Source organism: Vibrio bathopelagicus (genome assembly GCF_014879975.1).
GTDB lineage: Bacteria > Pseudomonadota > Gammaproteobacteria > Enterobacterales > Vibrionaceae > Vibrio > Vibrio bathopelagicus.
Genome location: NZ_CP062501.1, coordinates 1,072,490 through 1,091,221, shown reverse-complemented (window position 1 = coordinate 1,091,221; position 18,732 = coordinate 1,072,490). Strand labels below are relative to the sequence as shown.

Here is an 18,732-nt window from a genome sequence, read left to right as displayed (position 1 = left end):
CAACAACTTAACGCGAGCTAACAGAGTTCAGTACTGTTGATTATCTGCAGAGAAGGTGTATTGACCTTTTCCTTTATGCTTCGCTTGGTACATCGCTTCATCGGCCATTTTTAGAATCGTGTCGAGATCTTTGTCTGATCCGTCGACTAAATGGATTCCTATACTTGCACCGACTTTCAGTGTTCGCTGTTTGTAGTTCACTTCTTGTTCGATAAGATCCAACAAACGCTCCGCTAACTTGGCGATTAAGTTTTTGTCGGTCTGTTTAATAATAAGTACAAATTCGTCGCCCGACAAACGTGCGACTAAATCCCCTGCTCTTACTTGCGAAAGCAAACGGTCAGAAACCGTCTTAAGTATTTCGTCTCCGGCATCGTGTCCGTAGGTATCGTTTATACGCTTAAATCCATCCAGATCTAAGTAAAGTACGGCAAACTGTTGATTTGAATAGTGACTCGCGGATACGACACCATCTAAGAACTTATAAAGTTGCGCTCGATTCGCTAGGCCTGTTAATGCGTCATGATGCGCTAAGTGTTCTAACCTCTCCATCTCTTTAACATTCGAGAGATCGGATAAAGTTAATACCATATCAAAATCGCCTTCTTTACGATCCGAGACAATTCGATTTACTTTGACGAACATTGGGACCAAAGTACCTGAAACATTTTGCTCCCACACTTCTCCTTGCCATTGACCATAGTTTTCAAGAGAACTACGAATTGTCGGCATTAAGGATGAAAACTGCTGCCAAGAGAAAACTTCAAACGGCGTTTTGTCCACCAGCAAGTCAGCATGATAACCAAGTAACTGTGTGACCGCAGGGTTAACCATGGTAATAACGTTAGACGAGTTGAGTACGATTAGCCCATCTTTACTGTTCTCAAATACGCCTGCCGCAAGTCGTTGACGGCTCATTGCCGTTTCAATCTCAGTCACGTCTTGTATCGCAAACAAAGTATGGCCATGTTTCGATAAGGATCGACTACTAATTTGTAGCCATTGCTTTGATTGGAACAGATCAATAGTTTCGATCATTTCGTCGTTGAGTTCGATATTAGAACTTAAAGCGGCTTGTAAAAATCCTGGTGGTTTGGTCGCGATGAGCTCTTGAATCGACATATTTTCAAGAAAAGCTTCGGTGCACTTAAAGATGTCTCGAGTCGCTGCATTAGCGTGAACAATGACCCCTTTTCGATCTACAACCAATAGTGAATGCTGAACCGTTTCAATGACTTCGTTCGCAAAAGACTTTTCTTCTTGAAGTTTATCTAATGTGAAATTGATCTGACTGTCGCGATGCTTAAGCCTTTCTAACATAGTATTGAATGCACGAACCAGATCGCCAATCTCATCGTTGCTTGCAGCTGTTAATTTCGGTTGCTCTGAACGACGCTCAACAAATGCCTGCATTGCTTCATTTAACTCAAACATAGGTTGGATAATGAAACGTTGAACCATTTTTACAAGCACACTCCCCAGCACAACGAGCAGCAATAAATAGATTCCCGCGACTTTTAGAATATTGGTCAGAATCTTAGAAAACGTCTGTTTGGATATCGTGACGCGTAGCTTTGCTATCATTTCATCATCAAGCCAAATTGGTACAGAGAGATAAATGTAGTCTTCTGAGATCGCAAACTGCTGAGCGGCAATATCTTTGATCTCATCTGCATTAGGCCTTGGTATAACGGTATTATCGACCTGATAGCTAGCAAATAACTGGTTGTCGTGATCAAATAACTTTACTCGCACGATGTCTTTATCGGCTGCAAAGGCTGACAAAATCTCGTTTGCGGATGTTTTATCTTCAAACAAAATTGCGGCCTGTAGATTGTATGCCACGCCTTGAGCCAACACTTTAACTCGTTGTATCAAGTTATCTTTCTCGCGCTCAAAAGTGACAGTGTAATTTATCGATTGGATCGTGATAAAGGCAACGGAAACAAACAAGATGATCGGCAGGATAAGCTTGTTTTTGATCGATAACTTATTGATGAAAGATAACATTAATTACCCTCCACGACGGCGATACGTAACAAATTTGAGCCTATGATGTAGTTGCCTCTTTTTGCATTGTCTAAATTGATCTTGGGTTTAATTTTATTATCAACAGTAACAAGCTCAACGACGCCTCCCATACGAGTAAAGTTAGGAGTCGGACTGACAGTAATCATATTGGGCGAATATAGGCTGATATCAAACCTTTCATTAGCAACAGTAAAGTAAGTGATATCGCACTGTGGCGTTACAGTTTGGTGTACATGAATAGGCAGTAAGCGCATTGTTTCGCCATTGGTAAATGAGGTAAGCACCTCACTGACTTCTTTATCCCCAATCACACAAAAATCGACGCTATTCATCTGACTCTCGTTATCCCAGCGGATAAAATTAGCGACTCTTAACAGATAGATCGCTTTCATTTGATTGGGGCTAAAACTGGTCGCATTCGAACCAAAAGAAGTGAGAAGTAAAACCAGCGCAAGTGTACCAATTGCAAATGATTGACAGAATTCGGCACGTTGCTCGAGCCTTTTGACACTCATGAGATACCCTTACGTAAATCTATTCGTAGTTAAATGTGATTGGGGTAAAGACTTTTTAATGACGACACGCAGTCGTTGCTTTCATTCATGCTAAATTTGAGCGAGTCCGCGGGATATACCCTGAGTTCACTTACTTTATAGGCAGTGTCGAATCTTTTGTTTATTCGCTCACTATATATGAAATGGAATACTGATAAATATCTGGTACCAAAACTTTGAAATAGGTCACTGTTTAATTCTGTCATTTATACGAACTTCAGTAAGTACCTAAACGTAAAGGATTGAAAGCAAGTGACAATGAAGATTTTGCTTAATTGCGACATGGGAGAAAGTTTCGGCAATTGGAAGATGGGCGATGATGAATCGGTCATGGAATGGGTCGACATGGCGAACATCGCCTGTGGGTTTCACGCCTCTGACCCTCATGTGATGTCTAAAACCATTAAGCTTGCCGAGCACTACCATACTCAGATAGGAGCTCATCCTGGCTATCAAGATCTTGTTGGCTTTGGGCGACGTTCAATCCCTCACACCATGGACGAGATCAGTGAATTAGTTTGCTATCAGGTGGGTGCATTGCAAGCCCTGTGTCGTTATCACCATACAACAGTTGGGTATGTGAAGCCTCATGGTGCCCTTTATAACGATATGATGGCAAACACCGACGTGTTTAACGCAGTCGCTCAAGCGGTTGCTGAGTTCAACATCCCTTTAATGATCCTCTCTTCTTCTGATAATCAACAATATTTAGACATCGCTGATGAACATGATTTACCTCTACTATTTGAAGCGTTCGCAGACAGAGCTTATTTAAACAATGGACATCTCGCACCGAGAACTTTAAAAGGTTCGGTTTATGTCAATCAAGATGATATCTATAACCAAGTCATGCAGATCGTCAATTACGGTTCAGTGACAACGCTCGAAGGTGAACGCCTCCCTATTGAAGCCGACACGATTTGTGTCCATGGCGATAATCCACAATCGATCGCATTGATAAAAAAAATCAGACAAGACCTCAACGCTTTTAATTAATATTGCGAAAGCTATAAGGCTGTAAGTGTCAAAGCTGTTAGTTAAAAATAGAGCGATAAGATAAGACCACAAAACAAGAAACCATGGCCAATCACCAAAGCACCTTATGCTGCGATTGGCATAAATGGTACTTTAAAGCGTATTTCTTCGTATCAGTATGGAAGCGAAATGAAGATGAACAAGATTGAATTCAATATCGACCCTGTCGCAGAGTGCAGTGTTTTAGTTACATTAAAGTCGGCTTACTCCTCAAACGTAACGCAAAGTATAGAGCTCAGCTCAAGTGCAGATGATTCTCGATACATGGCCCACTTTTCTGCAGCCATTCGACAACATTTCGCGTCAGTATTGATGAACGTGACACCGGCTTATCACACTATATTGGTGGATTACCTGCCTTACCGAATATCTGAACAACAATTGGTAGAACAACTTAACACCCTACTCACTCAATCCTTGTCGACACTTGCCAACAACCATTCTCGATCAAACGTTGTAGAGTTACCCGCCTATTACTCTAAAGAAACCGCACTCGATTTAGAACGGTACCAAGACAAAGGGCTATCATTAGATTCTGTTATTGCTTATCACTCCTCTCAGACATACCACGTCAGTGCAATTGGCTTTATTCCCGGCTTTGCCTTCATGTCTGATGTGCCTGATGAACTTGTATTGCCGCGCCATGCGACTCCGCGTTTAACCGTGCCTAAAGGCAGTATTGCTATTGCAGGTTCAAAAACGGCTGTTTATCCATCTGACTCACCGGGTGGATGGAATATTATAGGTAATTGCCCTTTATCTTTGTTCAATTATGAGCAATTAATCAACGCAGACATAACCTCACAAGGTCTCTCATTATTGAATGTTGGCGATAGCGTACAGTTTAAAGCCATCACGAAAAAAGAGTTCATTGAACTAGGAGGCGTACTTAATGGTTAAGCCAACACTGACAGTACTTAAGCCGGGGCCAATGAGTTTGATTCAAGACTTCGGACGGTTTGGTGTCGCACACCTTGGGCTCACACAAGGAGGCCCAGTGGATGATTACTCTTACAGTTGGGCTAATCACCTATTACAAAATCCAGTAAACATAGCCGCGTTAGAAATTACCCTAGGACAATGTGCTTTCAAGATCGATCATGATTGTGAAATGTCGATATGTGGCGGGGATTTACAGGCGACTTTGGATGGCCAAAAGCTTGAGAACTGGAGTACTTTTCAAGCTCGAACTGGGCAAGTTTTATCCTTTGGATTACCAAAGAATGGCCTTCGAGCCTATTTAGCGATTAAGGGAGGATTTGATGCTCCCATGACTCTAAATAGTCGATCTACCGTTATACGGGAAAAGATTGGCGGTTTTACCCAAAATGGTGAGCCTTGCCAAGAAGGTCAGAAGATAGCATTCTCAACACATCCTCTCACTCAACCTTTCAAACCATTGAGCGTCACGTTCAGATACAAACCCAACTATAACCTGCCTTTGAATTTGCGCATTATCGAAGGTTATCAATGCAACCTGTTTTCTGAATCTGCGAAGGAAACGCTCTATAACTCCAGTTATCGTGTTGACCAGAATTCGAACCGTATGGGCTATCGACTCAGTGGCGAGCCTGTCGCTTCTCCTAATATATCTTTGTTATCTGAGGGAATTGCACTAGGGGCGATTCAAATTCCACAAGACGGGCAACCTATCGTGTTATTGAACGACCGACAAACCATTGGTGGGTATCCGAAGATTGGTTGTATAGCTCGAATCGACTTACCGAGGTTAGCTCAAGCAAAACCGGGCCATGAAATATCGTTTAGTAAAGGCGATCGCTTGGGGTTACAAGATGTCTGGTGTCAGTGGGCACAGTTTTTCGGTTATTGATGCTTTTGCTCTTGATGCAGAAAACTCGATTAAGATAGATAAACAAGATGTTTAAATTGAAAAATCCAGCTTATTGTTTGCAGCAAGCTGGATTTTGTATTTGGATATCTAGGCTTTAGGAGAATTAGAACGCCTTTTAACCGTGATCTTGTCCTGATACCTTCGCAAGCGCATCTGGGTAACCGCGCTCCTTGGTTAAACCTATCGCTCTGTTTTCAATATCATTTAGGTTAAGTGACATTGTCACTGAGTGCGTGTCTTCAATCGATATCGATTCGGCTATATCAAACCATTGCTCAGCTACCTTTTGTGCAGCTTCTAACGTGGACGAAGCTTTTACGACTTCAAGTCGAGCATAGCGGTCACCGCAGAAAGACACGTCTGAAGCTCTCAAGCTTGGGTCCGTCCCCGGAATTTGCTGCGCACCGAAAAGCGGCTTACCGCCAACTTCAGCAGACGCAAAGCTTGGAATAAACTGAGACATATGAGTAATCGCCGCTCGTGTTCTTAACTTAAGCTGTTCTTCACTCCATCCGGATACGATTTTCTTAAGCAGCTTAGAAGGTAGCTGAGGTTGCGAAGAGTCCGTTGAAGATGAAACCAATCCACCTTCAAACAGAGTAATCCCTTCTGTCATGCCATGAAGCTGGAACACACCATCAGCATACGGTGTTAATTGCGCCATACCTTGTGGAGTGCCTCTTGGGCCATGAAAGATAACCTCTGGCCACTCTTCCTTACATTCTTGAGAATATGGCCACTCAGTGACGTAGGCGGCTTTAAATTCGACCAACCTTTGCTGTTTAGAGCCAACAAAGTCATCGACAATGCCGGTCTCGAAACCACTCGCATTAATCAAGTAATCTGCCGTCAGGTTACGGCTTTGATTTTCGCGGTCTGTGTAAGTTAAAGACCAACCTTCATTGGTCGATTCAACAGACTGTAAGCGGCTATTGGTCAACACCGTGCAATTCGATTGTTTATCAAGGGACAACTGAGCTGTCGCAGACAATCGGAATACACTCCATCCATACTCTTGAACCATCGCGACTGGGTACTTAAGCGTGTCTAAATCAGTGTGTTTAGCAAAAGGAATACACCATTCATCGAGCGATGTAGGTTTCAGAGGCTGCGTTTTTGCAGAAAGCGCTAACAAATCTTCTTTGCTATACAGCTTGTAATACTTTTCCGGATCGCCAAGCACTTGATTGCTTTTATCTTGTTTAACAAGGTCCGCATACGCTTGTTTGATGAGCTTAAGGCGAGGAAGTAAATCCATCGGTTCGCCACCATCACTATGTGGCACAGCGATGATTGTCGGTCGAATGTTGATCGTGTGAGGGAATAATCGGACAGTATCAATCGACTGTGTGAGCAATTGGAGACACTGCTCTACAGAAATATCTCGATACAGATTGCCGCCAGCGTGCAAGTGGCAAATGGGTGGCCCATTAACCAAACTTGGCCCTTTTTCCAAGATAATGACCTTAAAACCTAGCTCGCTAAAATGAATAGCGCTCGTGGTTCCGGCAATACCGCCGCCAACAATGGCAATAGAAGGTTGATTTATATCCGTTTTGTTGTGGTTCATCGGGTTCTGTAGAATTAGATTAACTGCCCCCATTCTACTTTTGTTCAGCGATGAATTAAATCACATTTTTATCAAGGTCTTAGCATTCTGCTTCTTAATATCAATATAAAAAACAAAAATAATCTCTTGACTTAATAACTCTAGATTGAGGTTTGAAGGTTATTCTAACAGTCAAATTTGTCCTAAGTGACGCCACATAAAGGCTGTCTCAATACTCGTAAAACACCGGCGTTAACTTATCCCTAAAGTTATCCACCGTTTTTGTGGATAACTGTTGATAACGTTCTTGCTAAGTTGCGCAAACCCTTTGTTTACAGGGACTAACCGATGTTCATAAAATCGGCGATATTGAACAATGAGTTTTAATTAATGCTGAGAAATGTCTATTTTAAGGTGAGATATATCTTGTGAGCCACACGAGTTGGTTAAATAAAAAGCGGCCTATTGCGAGTGACCTAAAAGATGTACTGCTAGACCGCTTTAAAAAGTGTGGGTGACGTATGTTAACCACTCTCTTTACTTAACCAATATCGTTTTTAGTGATTATCCAAAATCTTTGCTTACTGGCGCTAATAAACGTTTAATCAAACTATTGACCACCGCCGCTAAGGTGATAAAAGTCAGCACGGGCAAAATAATCCATAACATTGGATGAAGTGATGGTTCTAACTCGAAGCCAAAGCTCATCACACCAGCGACACTAAGCTCAGAACCTAAAGCTGCAATCGAGCCCGCCACCAATGCCATCAATCCATATTCACACCAAATCGTATTGAGAATGCGCTTCTTACTCGCCCCTAAGGTTCGATATAGACGAATCTCTTGCTGTCGTTGAGATAAGCTTAATCTCAGCAGTGTGAAGATTAACAACAGCCCCGCTACCACACCAAGTGCTGCGAGCACGGTGATTGACCAAACGATTTGTTTAAGCAGCTCTTGTATCTTGCTGCCCATCTTACGAATATCCATCAAACTGACTGTCGGGTGATTTCGTGACAGATCGTTAAGCATTTGATTGTGCGGCTCTTCTAATCTAAAGCTCACCAACCAAGTCGAAGGAATGGCACTCAATACATCCGGTGTAAAGATGAAGTAGAAATTTGGCTTCATTTCACGCCATTCTACCTCCCTAATGCTATTCACGTTAGCCACAACACTCTGGCTGTTTATCGTGAAAGTTAGCTCATCACCAATCTCCAAGCCTAGCTGTTCAGCCACTTCAGATTCGACGGATACACCTTTCTCTTGAGTCCAAGCACCTTTAAGCACTTCGTTATAGACTGGTAGAGTGTCTCCCCACGTAAAGTTGATCTCTCGACTCAGTGCATCTGTCCCTTCTGATGTATCACTGTACTCGTTCGCTTCGACTCCGTTTATTGTGGTTAAGCGGCCTCGAATAATTGGGAACGCCTGAGTACGCTCTACATCGTTGGAGTCAATGGTCGCGAGATAATCGTCTTTTTCATAGCTCGCAATATTTAGTGCAAACGCATTTGGCGCGTTTTCGGGTAAGGTTTGTTGCCAATCCGACAACAAATCACTTCTCACTAACCAGATAATAGATAGCAACATCAAAGACAGCGCTAAAGACCCGAACTGAATACCAGTAGCAAAGGGGGTGCGATTGATTCGACTTAGTGCTAAGCGCATTGAAGTCGATGTCGGTAATTTGCCGAACAAGCGCAATACGACATTACTTACGACCGCTAATACTAGGAACAGACAAGCGATTCCGGCTAAGACAATCCACACCAACAAGTTGTCGCCGTACATCAACATCATTGGAATAATAGGCACAAGCAACAACAAGTACTTTTTATAGCTTTCACGTAACTGGTGGTTCGATTGAATAACACTAATTGCCGATGTGTTGACCAAGCCTATTAGTGGGATACCTAAAGCGGGCACACCAATCAAGATGCTTGATACGATAGCCAATATTGCTGGCTCAGCGCCATAACTAGGAAGCGGTGTTGGCAGTAAGTCACCAAGTGGAATTCGTAATAAAAACTCTAAGCCAATACCAATGGTGATACCTAATACTGCGCCAATCACGACTAACAGAGATACCTGTACAAATAGCCATTTAATGATCCACTGCTTACTCGCACCTAAACTTTTAAGCATCGCGATGGTCTTTCGACGACTCGCGACATAGTGTTGGCAAGTCAGCACTAAAGTGGTCGCAGCCATGATCACTACGATGGCTACCGTTAGCGATAAGTACTGAGTCGTGCTTTCGAACATGTCGTTAGTGCGACTCGCTGAATCTTGCGTTCGCCAACGATCGCTTGGTGTTAACTCGATACTATCTTGTGCGGCTTTGAGTTTCGATTCATCACCATTTAAAAACAGTCTAAAGCTAACGCGGCTACCGGGTTGAATCGCGCCTGTCGCTTCAACATCGTTATTGTGAATAAGAACAGCAGGCATCTGTTGGAAAGGGTTAAAGCTCAAGCCTGGCTCTTGCGTGATGCGCCCTGTGATTGTTAAATCAGCATCGCCTATCGTGACATTGTCACCTATCTCAACTTCTAGCTGAGCAAATATACGCTCATCAAGCCACAATTCACCCGGTTCAACATGATTGCTTGCCGCGTTATCTGCGCCTTCCAGTATCATTTCACCGCGTAAAGGGTAATTACTCTCTACAGCTTTAACGGTAACCAACTGCATCGAGTTATCACTGAATGCCATGGTTGAGAAACGGGTCAGCTGAGAGCTTTCTAATTGTTCAACCTGAGTCAGATCTAATAAAGGTTGTGGGATTGGGTTTGCCGATACAAATACACTGTCGGCGGTTAACGCATCTTTGCCCTGCTTTACGATCACTTGTTCCATACGCTCAGCCAACGCTGAAAGCGCGAACACGCAAGCAATGATGAGCGTTAAAGCGATGGATACCGGCCATAGCTGACCATGTCGAATCTCTTCGATACTCCATGAAAACAGTCGTTTGTTCAGTCCGTGTGATGAATTCAATTTACACTTCCTCTATGTGACCGACATGCATTTTCAAGGTTCGTTGGCAACGCTGTGCGAGTTTAGGGTCATGAGTGACGAGAACAAGCGTGGTGCCGTGCGATGAATTGAGTTCAAACAACAACTCGACGATTTTCGCTGCGGTTTGTTGGTCTAGGTTGCCCGTAGGTTCATCGGCAAACAAAATTTTAGGCTTAATCATAAACGCACGAGCCAATGCGACCCTTTGTTGTTCGCCACCTGACAGTTGAGACGGTAAGTGATCAAGCCTGTCTTTCAAGCCCACTGATTCAAGCAGAGCCGTCGCGCGTTCGATGTCTTCGTCTTCACCTTTCAATAAACACGGTAGCGTAACGTTTTGCAACGCAGAAAGGCTTGGGATCAATAAGAAGCTTTGGAAAACAAACCCAACGGATTCACTGCGGATTTTGGCTCTCGCTTCATCATCCAGCTGTGATAAAGGTTGGCCTAACAAACTGATTTCGCCAGAAGTTGGCACGTCGAGCCCAGCAAGCAGTGTCATTAACGTGGATTTACCAGCACCTGAAGTACCGACAATCGCAACCGTTTCACCCTCACGAATATCGATGTCAACATGCTCTAAGATTGTTAAATGTTCTTGATTAGTAGACACTGTCTTGGAAACAGCTTCTGCTTTTATGATGGATGTATGCATGACTCGACTAATTTCCTTTTTATTTTTGATTTTATTTTCAACCGCTTCGTTAGCCCAAGGCTCTACGTCAGCTCAAGTTTCCAAGTTATTGGTACTTGGCGATAGCTTGAGTGCGGGTTACAACATGGATATCAAGCAAAGCTGGCCAAGTTTGTTGCCTGACGCATTGGAAAAACATGATAAAACCGTGAACGTGGTCAACGGGAGCATTTCTGGTGACACAACGGGTAATGGCTTAGCGCGTTTACCGCAACTGCTTGAAGAACACGCTCCAGACACTGTTCTTATTGAACTCGGCGCAAATGATGGACTGCGTGGCTTCCCACCTAAGCTTATGTCTGCGAACCTGGATCAGATCATCGAGCAAGTAAAAGCATCGGGTGCGAAACCAATTATGATGCAGATTAAAATCCCACCTAACTACGGCAAGCGTTACAACGAACAATTCGAGTACGTTTTTACATCGCTGTCTGATCAACAGGACGTGCCACTTTTGCCCTTCTTCCTTGAGCACATCATCCTCAAACCTGAGTGGATGATGAACGATGGGCTGCATCCAAAACCAGAAGCTCAACCTTGGATCGCTGAATTCGTCGCGCAAGAATTATATCAGTATCTTTAAGTTTTAATGGTCTAGCTCAATAAATTTTACACAGCTTTACGTTAGCCTGAGTGCATATCACCGTTAACTGTAAGGTTATTTATGCTGATCGAACCTATTATCAAGGGTGTGGTAGCCAAAAGCGCTCACCCTATTGGCTGTCAAGAAGCCGTAAAGCAACAGATCAAATTTGTTAAGAGTGCGCCGCAAATCAAAGATGGCCCTAAACGAGTTCTGATCATCGGCGCATCCTCTGGCTTCGGCCTAGCCGCTCGTATCGCCCTTACCTTTGGCGGTGCAAAAGCTGACACCATCGGCGTCTCATTCGAACGCGGTCCTAACGAAAAATCCTTAGGCACTGCTGGTTGGTACAACAATATCTACTTCAGAAATGAAGCCGAACGAGAGCAGCGCACTGCGATCAACATCGTTGGCGATGCCTTTTCACAAGAAACACGCTCACAAGTTGTCGAAGCCATCGAAACCTACTTCGAAGGCGAAGTGGATCTGATTATCTACAGCTTAGCCGCTGGTGTAAGACCGAAACCAGATTCCGAAGAATTCTGGCGCTCTGCGATCAAGCCAATCGGTGAAAGCGTCACTGGTGCAACTATATCTCTTGAACACGATCATTGGGTAACCAACACGCTTGAAGCAGCAACCGAAGAAGAAGCCGAAAGCACACTCAAAGTCATGGGTGGCGAAGACTGGGAAAACTGGATAGATGAGCTAATCAACGCTGAATCCATTGCCCCAGGCTGTAAAACCATCGCATTTTCTTACGTAGGTCCTGAAGTGACGCATCCTATCTACTTAGACGGTACTTTGGGTCGCGCTAAGATCGACCTTCATCAAACAAGCCACGCGCTAAATCTCGAACTAGCCAACTTCGGCGGTAATGCTTATGCGACCGTGTGTAAGGCATTAGTGACCAAAGCCAGCGTATTCATTCCCGGTTTAAGCCCTTACTTGCTCGCTCTATATAAAGTGATGAAAGAAAAAGAGACTCATGAGGGCTGTATTCAGCAAATGCAGCGTTTATTCAGCAGCAAACTATATGGACAATCAAAAGTGCCACTTGATGGTGAACGTTTGATACGAATGGATGAATGGGAACTAGAACCAGAAACTCAAGCGCACGTGGCAGAGCTACTTGAAACCATGGATGAAAACAATTTCCAAGCGATAGGTGATTATCAAGGGTTTAAAGAGGAATTTTTACAGTTAAATGGGTTCGCTCAACCATCGGTAGACTATAACGAGAAACTTAACACTCAGGATTTTATAAAGTTAAAGCCTTAATCGAAACTTATCTCATTACTGAGACCCAGATTCATATTTGAAAGCCTCTGCAAAATTGCAGGGGCTTTTTCCTGCAACATTTCTTATACTTAGTTAACGTAAGATTCACAGTTTTTTTGGTTCATCATAATTAACACAGGATGTGTTGATGCATTTAGCATAATTGACTCGGAGTCGTATGAAGAAAATAAAAACTCTAGATTTAGATATCCCAGATGATATGGAGTCAGGTTGGCAAAACATCGTCGACCTCTTAGCTCAAATTACTCAGGTGCCAGCCGCACTTATCATGCGAGTTCATGCCAACTATATTGAAGTATTCTCAACCAGTCGCAGTGAAAACAACCCGTACAACAAAGGAGACTCAGAAACCCTAGGTAATGGGCTTTACTGTGAAACCGTGATGGAATCTCAACGGAGGCTCCTTGTTCCTAATGCCTTAGCTGACCCTGAATGGGAAAACAACCCAGACATTAAGTTGGGCTTAATCTCGTATTGCGGTATTCCATTGCTTTGGCCAAATGGAGAACTTTTCGGTACGATCTGCATATTAGATTCTAAAGAAAACCATTACACTCCTACCTATATCAAGCTACTAGAGAGCTTTCGTACTTCGATTGAATCTCAGCTCAAAACTTTGTTTCAGCACGCTAAACTGACTCAAATGAATAAGGAGTTGAAAAACCGCGTCTACACCCGAACTAAAGATCTCGCGAGCCTAAATTATTCACTCAACCAAGAGATTGATAAACGTAAAGCCGCCGAACAAAAAATCAATTTTCAGAAGAACCACGATCTCGGTACCGGTTTTTTGAACCGCAATGCATTTGAATCTCGCTTAAACCAACGGTTGCCGTCACAGAGTAAACTGACCGATTGTTCATACGCTGTTATTCATATTGGTTTTACCAACGGTAGACGTATCCAAGCGCGTTACGGTTACAATGCATTAGATCAAGTACTTGTTGAATACCGCCAGCGAATCGATAGCATTTCTGATGTTGAAGTTCTCACCGCACGCCCTACTTCTGTCGATCTCGTTCTTGCGTTCAGCGTTAAGGATTTACAACATCGTCTCGAAGAAGTGTGTAAGAGTTTGGTAAATGTCGGTCATTCTGAGTTCGACATTGATAATGACAAAGTCCATTTGCACGCATTTATCGGCATAGCGATAACGAATAGCGAGGACGATGCTGAAAGTGTGCTGCAAAAATCTTCAGAAGCGATGCTTGCCTGTAAAGACTCGGGACAAAAATTTGCTTATTACTCTCAGTCTCATACCGATGAGCAAAGTCATCTAAATAAAATTGAAGGTTATTTGTTACAAGCGGTTCGTAATGATGATCTGATGCTCTACTTTCAGCCGAAAGTATGCCCGTTGACGCATCGCTGGGTTGGCGCAGAAGCGCTGTTACGTTGGAGGCACCCTGTTCTGGGCGATATATCTAACGAAACCTTAATTCACATGGCTGAACAAAATGGTTTGATATTTGAGGTTGGTAGTTTTGTGCTACGACACGCAATAGAAAAAGCAAAAGAATGGTCTCAATTCGTTGATGATTTCAAAATGGCAGTCAACGTTTCTGCTGTGCAACTCAAGAACGTGCATTTTGCCGAGCAAGTTGTTCACCTCTTAGAAACCTACCACCTAGAGCCGCACTTTTTAGAACTTGAAGTTACCGAGAGTGGCCTGATCGCAGATGAAGTCGTTGCCAAGAATACTCTGGAATCTTTGCATGACATTGGTGTTACATTGTCACTTGATGATTTCGGCACAGGTTATGCTTCATTCAGTTATCTTAAGAAGTTCCCATTTGACGCGATCAAAATAGATAAGAGCTTTGTCGACCAAATGTTGAACTCAAGTGAAGACACAGAAATTGTTCGCTCTATTGTTCAAATTGCTAAAAAACTCGACTTAAAAGTCACCATCGAAGGCATCGAATCTGAAGTCCAGGAACAATTTATAGTAGAAGAAGGCTGTGATGTTGGACAAGGTTACCTCTACGGTAAGCCGATGTCTGGCCAAGAATTCGAACACAGCTTAGTCAATCAAAACTATTTGGGGACAACTCGTTACGCTTAAAGCGAAAAAGAGCAGTTTGTTTTGGATTTAGGTCTACTTTCTCTTTACTCTAAAGGTGGTGATTTTTATAATCGCCGCCTTTCTGTTTTTATCTTCCCTTTATATAGGCATTCCTCGTTATGGATCAGTTGACTGCAAAGCTTAAAAAGCTCGAAAAACAAAACTTCCGCGCATATCAACAAATTAAAGGTCAATACGACTTTGCTGATTTCGAATTACACATCGACCACGTTCAAGGTGACCCTTATGCATCTTCTTCACGTTTTCGCGCAACACGTGCTTGGTCGTTAACAGGGTTAGATTGGCTTAAAGAAAAGTCTTACGAATACCAAGTAGCAGCTCGTGATTTCATTGCACGTAGCTTCTCTGAATTTGCTAAGCAAGAAGCGACTGTGTCTATCGCACTAACGGGTCAAACTGTTTTGGATAACACTTCTGTGGTTTTCACCGAGCACGGTATCGAAATTCGTTTTCGTATCAACCTACCTGCTGATGGTCGTAGTATTCTTGCAAAGAAAGCAATCAACATCATTACGTTCTATTTGCCTAAGTTTATTCGTCGCGCAACGCTTGAGCGTGAACTCAATATCGATGCGATGATTAAACATTGTGAAGCAGTTGAAGACCAAGACGCATTACGTGCTCAATTGGAAGAAAACAACCTAGCGGCATTCGTTGCAAATGGCAGCGTATTACCTCGTATTGCAGGTAACTGCGATCTACCAATGAAAGGCGCAGTTCCTTTCCTAGCACCAGAGTCTTTGAGCGTTACCTTAAACACACCCAACCAAGGTGATGTGACCGGTTTAGGTATTCCTAAAGGTATTACACTGATCGTTGGTGGTGGTTTCCACGGTAAATCAACACTATTGAACGCTGTTGAACGTTCTATCTACAACCATATTCCAGGTGATGGTCGTGAAGGCGTAGTGACGGCGACTGATACGATGAAGATCCGCGCAGAAGATGGCCGATGTGTACACAACTTGAATCTTTCAAACTACATCAACCATTTACCAATGCAGAAAGACACGTCTAATTTCAGCACACAAGATGCATCTGGTTCAACTTCGCAAGCGGCTTGGCTGCAAGAATCTATAGAAGCGGGTGTACAAACGCTCCTTATCGATGAAGATACGTCAGCGACTAACTTCATGATTCGTGATGAACGTATGCAAGCGCTAGTATCAAAAGGGGCTGAGCCTATCACTCCACTTGTTGACCGCATTGGCCAACTTCGCGAAGAGATGGACATATCAACTATCGTGGTAATGGGTGGTTCTGGCGATTATTTAGATGTGGCTGACACAGTGATTCAAATGCACGACTACCAAGCGGTAGACGTAACTGAAAAAGCACAAGAAGTGATCGCTCAACACCCTACTCAGCGAACTAACGAATGTGAGACGGCATTAGAAACTTTTGTTCCTCGTTCGTTAAACCGCGCAGCACTGATGAATATTCTTACTGACGGAAAATTCCGTGTTAACGCGAAAGGCAAAGAGTCACTGCGTTTTGGTAAGGAGTTCGCTGACCTTTCTGCATTAGAGCAGTTAGAGTCAACTTCAGAAGTCAACGCGATCGGTTGGGCATGGTTCCAGTTTGCACAAACTCCAGGTTGGTCAAACAATCCTGCTAAAGAGTTTAGCGCTATCTTAAGCGATGAGTGGCACGTGAACATGCCAAACTATGGCGACTTGGCGAAACCAAGAGTATTGGATGTAATGGCAGCACTAAACCGAATGCGTAAGTCTCAGTTCAAACCTTCGAACTCGAACTAATATCTCGCGTTAAGTTAACCTTATCTGTATTACGGCTCTCATTTATGAGGGCCTTTTTTTTGAGCTTGAACCTACCTCGAGCTTATTCTCTCGATACACGTTTCCGCATACAAATAATTCAACTATCTAATTCTTGATTAATCGATTATCAACACGTTGAATGCTGAGCGTGCTTATATTCGCCATGCATTGATTTATCTCTGAAATACCATGAATCATGACACAGCTTTTACAAAGCCCTAGTGATATTCGGATAAAGTCCCGACACTACAAGTGTAACTAAATGTAAAAGACTGAGGTTTTGATGAACCACAAACGCGTAAAAATGCGTGATCATAAAAGTGAAGTAAACCTGTTTCGAAATCGAGTCATCGTCGCGTTTGCAGGGATCCTGATCTTCACCCTCGTTTTAATTGGAAACCTATACAGGCTCCAAGTACAAGATTTCAAAAGTTACCAAACTCGAGCTGACGGCAACCGAATCAAGGTGCTCCCTATCGCGCCAACGCGTGGGTTGATCTACGATCGCAATGGTGTGTTACTCGCAGAAAACCAACTCATCTTTGATTTAATCATGATTCCAGAGAAAACGGATGACGTTGACACCATGCTCAGCAAGCTCAACAAATTCATCCCTCTTGATAATGAACAAATCGAGCGTTTCAAAAAGCGTTATCACAATACACGTCGTTTTAAGCCCGTGACTATTTTGGAAGATCTGAGCGAAGAAGAGATCGCCAAGTTTTCAGTTCAGCAGTACCAATTCCCAGGTTTATCCATCGATACCAACCTCAAGCGTTTTTACCCAAGTGGTGAAATACTTACCCATGTCTTAGGATATGTCGCTCATATCAACGACAGTGACTTGAGAAAGCTTGATGAACAAGGCAAAGAATCGAATTATCAAGCAACAACGGTTATAGGTAAGCTTGGTGTCGAACGATATTATGAAGACATACTTCATGGCACAAAAGGCTATCAAGAGGTTGAGGTAAATAGCCGTGGCCGTATTGTGAGAACCATTAAATATGTACCGCCAGTCGCGGGTAAAGACATTGTCTTAAACATCGACATTGAGCTACAAAAATACGTGTTTGACCAACTTGATAACCGGACTGGCAGTGCTGTGATTCTTGATCCTAAAGATAACAGTGTATTAGCGATGGCATCGAGCCCTAGCTATGACCCAAATCTGTTTGTGGACGGCATTTCGAGTAAAAACTATCAGACGTTATTGAATGATCCTGCCCACCCATTGGTGAATCGGACAACTTTAGGCGTGTACCCGCCCGCCTCGACCGTCAAACCATTTATGGCCGTTGCTGGTCTGCAAGAACATGTTATCTCTGAAAACACAATTCGTGATGATCATGGTTCATGGCAAATTCCGGGGTCTAAACCCAACTCTAAAGCGTGGCGAGATTGGAAACGTTGGGGTCACGGGCCTGTTGATGTTACACAGGCGATTGAAGAGTCAGTGGATTCATTCTTCTATCAAACGGCCTTTGATTTGGGCATCGACCGTATTTCAACGTGGATGAACCGTTTTGGTTTTGGTAAACCAACAGGCATCGATATCTATGAAGAAAGCAACGCCAACATGCCAACTCGTGATTGGAAAATGATGCGCTATCGTACGCCTTGGTATCAAGGTGACACCGTGCCGATTGGTATAGGACAAGGCTACTGGACATCTACCCCTTTGCAGCTGGCCAAAGCAACATCTGTATTGGTGAATCACGGTAAGGTAATGCCTCCACACATTCTAAGAGCAACGTTAGACCATGGAGAAGATTTCGATACACAAACGCTCGTTGTACCTAAGCAGATGACATCGATTGAAGAAGTGCCCGATGAGATTTGGGATGTACCAATCAATGCGATGAGACTTGTAAATAATGGGAGCCGAGGCAGTGGTCGAAGAGCCTTCAAAGGTGCTGACTATGTGAGCGGTGGTAAATCAGGTACGGCACAAGTATTTGATTTGGCAAAGGATCAGGTCTATAACTCGAAGAAGCTAGCACGTCACCTACTCGACCACGCGCTTTATACTGCGTTTGCACCTTATGACAACCCTAAATACGTTGCGACAGTGGTTATTGAACATGGTAACGGTGGTTCAAAAGTTGGTGCGCCATACATTCGTAAGGTACTCGATTACGCATTTGAGCATAAAAGTGGAGTGAGTAAAGACCACTCATAGCTCATCACTAGCAATAAACACAAAGCCCCACTAATGACATGTGGGGCTTTCTTCTTTCT

Annotated in this window: 13 protein-coding genes; 8 read left to right on the top strand and 5 right to left on the bottom strand. The window is 43.4% G+C overall.

Annotated elements, in window-relative coordinates:
• Positions 1-27: 27 nt before the first annotated feature.
• Together IHV80_RS21100 and IHV80_RS21095 are read right to left on the bottom strand one after the other, a co-directional pair.
• Positions 28-2,010: a sensor domain-containing diguanylate cyclase gene (locus IHV80_RS21100; RefSeq protein WP_192890841.1), complete on the bottom strand. Its 1,983-nt coding sequence runs from the start codon at positions 2,008-2,010 to the stop codon at positions 28-30.
• Positions 2,010-2,546 (bottom strand): YfiR family protein, encoded by a 537-nt coding sequence (locus IHV80_RS21095; RefSeq protein ID WP_192890840.1) that lies wholly within the window; start codon positions 2,544-2,546, stop codon positions 2,010-2,012. Before IHV80_RS21095 ends, IHV80_RS21100 begins: the two co-directional genes overlap by 1 nt.
• 291 nt (positions 2,547-2,837) lie before the next feature.
• On the opposite strand from IHV80_RS21095, the gene IHV80_RS21090 reads away from it, so the two are divergent.
• From IHV80_RS21090 to IHV80_RS21080, 3 genes are all read left to right on the top strand, one after another.
• Positions 2,838-3,581: a 5-oxoprolinase subunit PxpA gene (locus tag IHV80_RS21090; protein WP_192890839.1), complete on the top strand. Its 744-nt coding sequence runs from the start codon at positions 2,838-2,840 to the stop codon at positions 3,579-3,581.
• A 168-nt stretch (positions 3,582-3,749) separates the two neighbouring features.
• A complete protein-coding gene (locus IHV80_RS21085) occupies positions 3,750-4,520 on the top strand; it encodes a 5-oxoprolinase subunit B family protein (protein ID WP_192890838.1) in 771 nt (256 codons plus the stop codon).
• Positions 4,513-5,451, top strand: coding sequence for a 5-oxoprolinase subunit C family protein (locus IHV80_RS21080; protein WP_192890837.1), 939 nt, complete (start codon positions 4,513-4,515; stop codon positions 5,449-5,451). The genes IHV80_RS21085 and IHV80_RS21080 overlap by 8 nt, the downstream gene beginning before the upstream one ends.
• Positions 5,452-5,587: 136 nt before the next feature.
• Here the strand turns inward: IHV80_RS21080 and IHV80_RS21075 are convergent, their stop codons facing one another.
• The 3 genes from IHV80_RS21075 to IHV80_RS21065 form a co-directional block, all read right to left on the bottom strand.
• On the bottom strand, positions 5,588-7,042 hold the full coding sequence (locus tag IHV80_RS21075) for an FAD-dependent oxidoreductase (protein WP_192890836.1): 1,455 nt from the start codon (positions 7,040-7,042) through the stop codon (positions 5,588-5,590).
• 543 nt (positions 7,043-7,585) lie between these two features.
• The gene (locus IHV80_RS21070) at positions 7,586-10,024 is read right to left on the bottom strand and encodes an ABC transporter permease (RefSeq protein ID WP_192890835.1); all 2,439 of its coding nucleotides are present in this window, start codon (positions 10,022-10,024) and stop codon (positions 7,586-7,588) included.
• Between the two features lies 1 nt (position 10,025).
• Positions 10,026-10,700 carry an ABC transporter ATP-binding protein gene (locus IHV80_RS21065; RefSeq protein WP_009845334.1) on the bottom strand — a complete coding sequence of 225 codons (675 nt, stop codon included), beginning with the start codon at positions 10,698-10,700 and terminating at the stop codon, positions 10,026-10,028.
• Here IHV80_RS21065 and IHV80_RS21060 point away from each other — a divergent pair.
• From IHV80_RS21060 to mrdA, 5 genes are all read left to right on the top strand, one after another.
• Complete coding sequence (locus tag IHV80_RS21060) at positions 10,699-11,322, top strand: arylesterase (protein ID WP_192890834.1); 624 nt, start codon at positions 10,699-10,701, stop codon at positions 11,320-11,322. The genes IHV80_RS21065 and IHV80_RS21060 overlap by 2 nt on opposite strands.
• An 81-nt stretch (positions 11,323-11,403) precedes the next feature.
• Positions 11,404-12,603, top strand: a complete 1,200-nt coding sequence (gene fabV, locus IHV80_RS21055; protein WP_192890833.1) for an enoyl-ACP reductase FabV — start codon at positions 11,404-11,406, stop codon at positions 12,601-12,603.
• Positions 12,604-12,781: 178 nt separating this feature from the next.
• Positions 12,782-14,689, top strand: coding sequence for a bifunctional diguanylate cyclase/phosphodiesterase (locus IHV80_RS21050; protein WP_192890832.1), 1,908 nt, complete (start codon positions 12,782-12,784; stop codon positions 14,687-14,689).
• Between the two features lie 119 nt (positions 14,690-14,808).
• Positions 14,809-16,470 (top strand): ABC-ATPase domain-containing protein, encoded by a 1,662-nt coding sequence (locus IHV80_RS21045; RefSeq protein ID WP_192890831.1) that lies wholly within the window; start codon positions 14,809-14,811, stop codon positions 16,468-16,470.
• 304 nt (positions 16,471-16,774) lie between these two features.
• Complete coding sequence (gene mrdA / locus IHV80_RS21040; RefSeq protein WP_192890830.1) at positions 16,775-18,673, top strand: penicillin-binding protein 2; 1,899 nt, start codon at positions 16,775-16,777, stop codon at positions 18,671-18,673.
• Positions 18,674-18,732 lie beyond the last annotated feature (59 nt).

Excerpts from the sequence above, each read along its gene's own strand:
- IHV80_RS21050 (WP_192890832.1), top strand. The coding sequence starts at position 12,782 with ATGAAGAAAATAAAAACTCTAGATTTAGATATCCCAGATGATATGGAG.
- fabV (WP_192890833.1), top strand. The coding sequence starts at position 11,404 with ATGCTGATCGAACCTATTATCAAGGGTGTGGTAGCCAAAAGCGCTCAC.
- IHV80_RS21085 (WP_192890838.1), top strand. The coding sequence starts at position 3,750 with ATGAAGATGAACAAGATTGAATTCAATATCGACCCTGTCGCAGAGTGC.
- IHV80_RS21065 (WP_009845334.1), bottom strand. The coding sequence starts at position 10,700 with ATGCATACATCCATCATAAAAGCAGAAGCTGTTTCCAAGACAGTGTCT.
- IHV80_RS21075 (WP_192890836.1), bottom strand. The coding sequence starts at position 7,042 with ATGAACCACAACAAAACGGATATAAATCAACCTTCTATTGCCATTGTT.
- IHV80_RS21100 (WP_192890841.1), bottom strand. The coding sequence starts at position 2,010 with ATGTTATCTTTCATCAATAAGTTATCGATCAAAAACAAGCTTATCCTG.
- IHV80_RS21095 (WP_192890840.1), bottom strand. The coding sequence starts at position 2,546 with ATGAGTGTCAAAAGGCTCGAGCAACGTGCCGAATTCTGTCAATCATTT.
- IHV80_RS21060 (WP_192890834.1), top strand. The coding sequence starts at position 10,699 with ATGACTCGACTAATTTCCTTTTTATTTTTGATTTTATTTTCAACCGCT.
- IHV80_RS21045 (WP_192890831.1), top strand. The coding sequence starts at position 14,809 with ATGGATCAGTTGACTGCAAAGCTTAAAAAGCTCGAAAAACAAAACTTC.
- IHV80_RS21080 (WP_192890837.1), top strand. The coding sequence starts at position 4,513 with ATGGTTAAGCCAACACTGACAGTACTTAAGCCGGGGCCAATGAGTTTG.
- mrdA (WP_192890830.1), top strand. The coding sequence starts at position 16,775 with ATGAACCACAAACGCGTAAAAATGCGTGATCATAAAAGTGAAGTAAAC.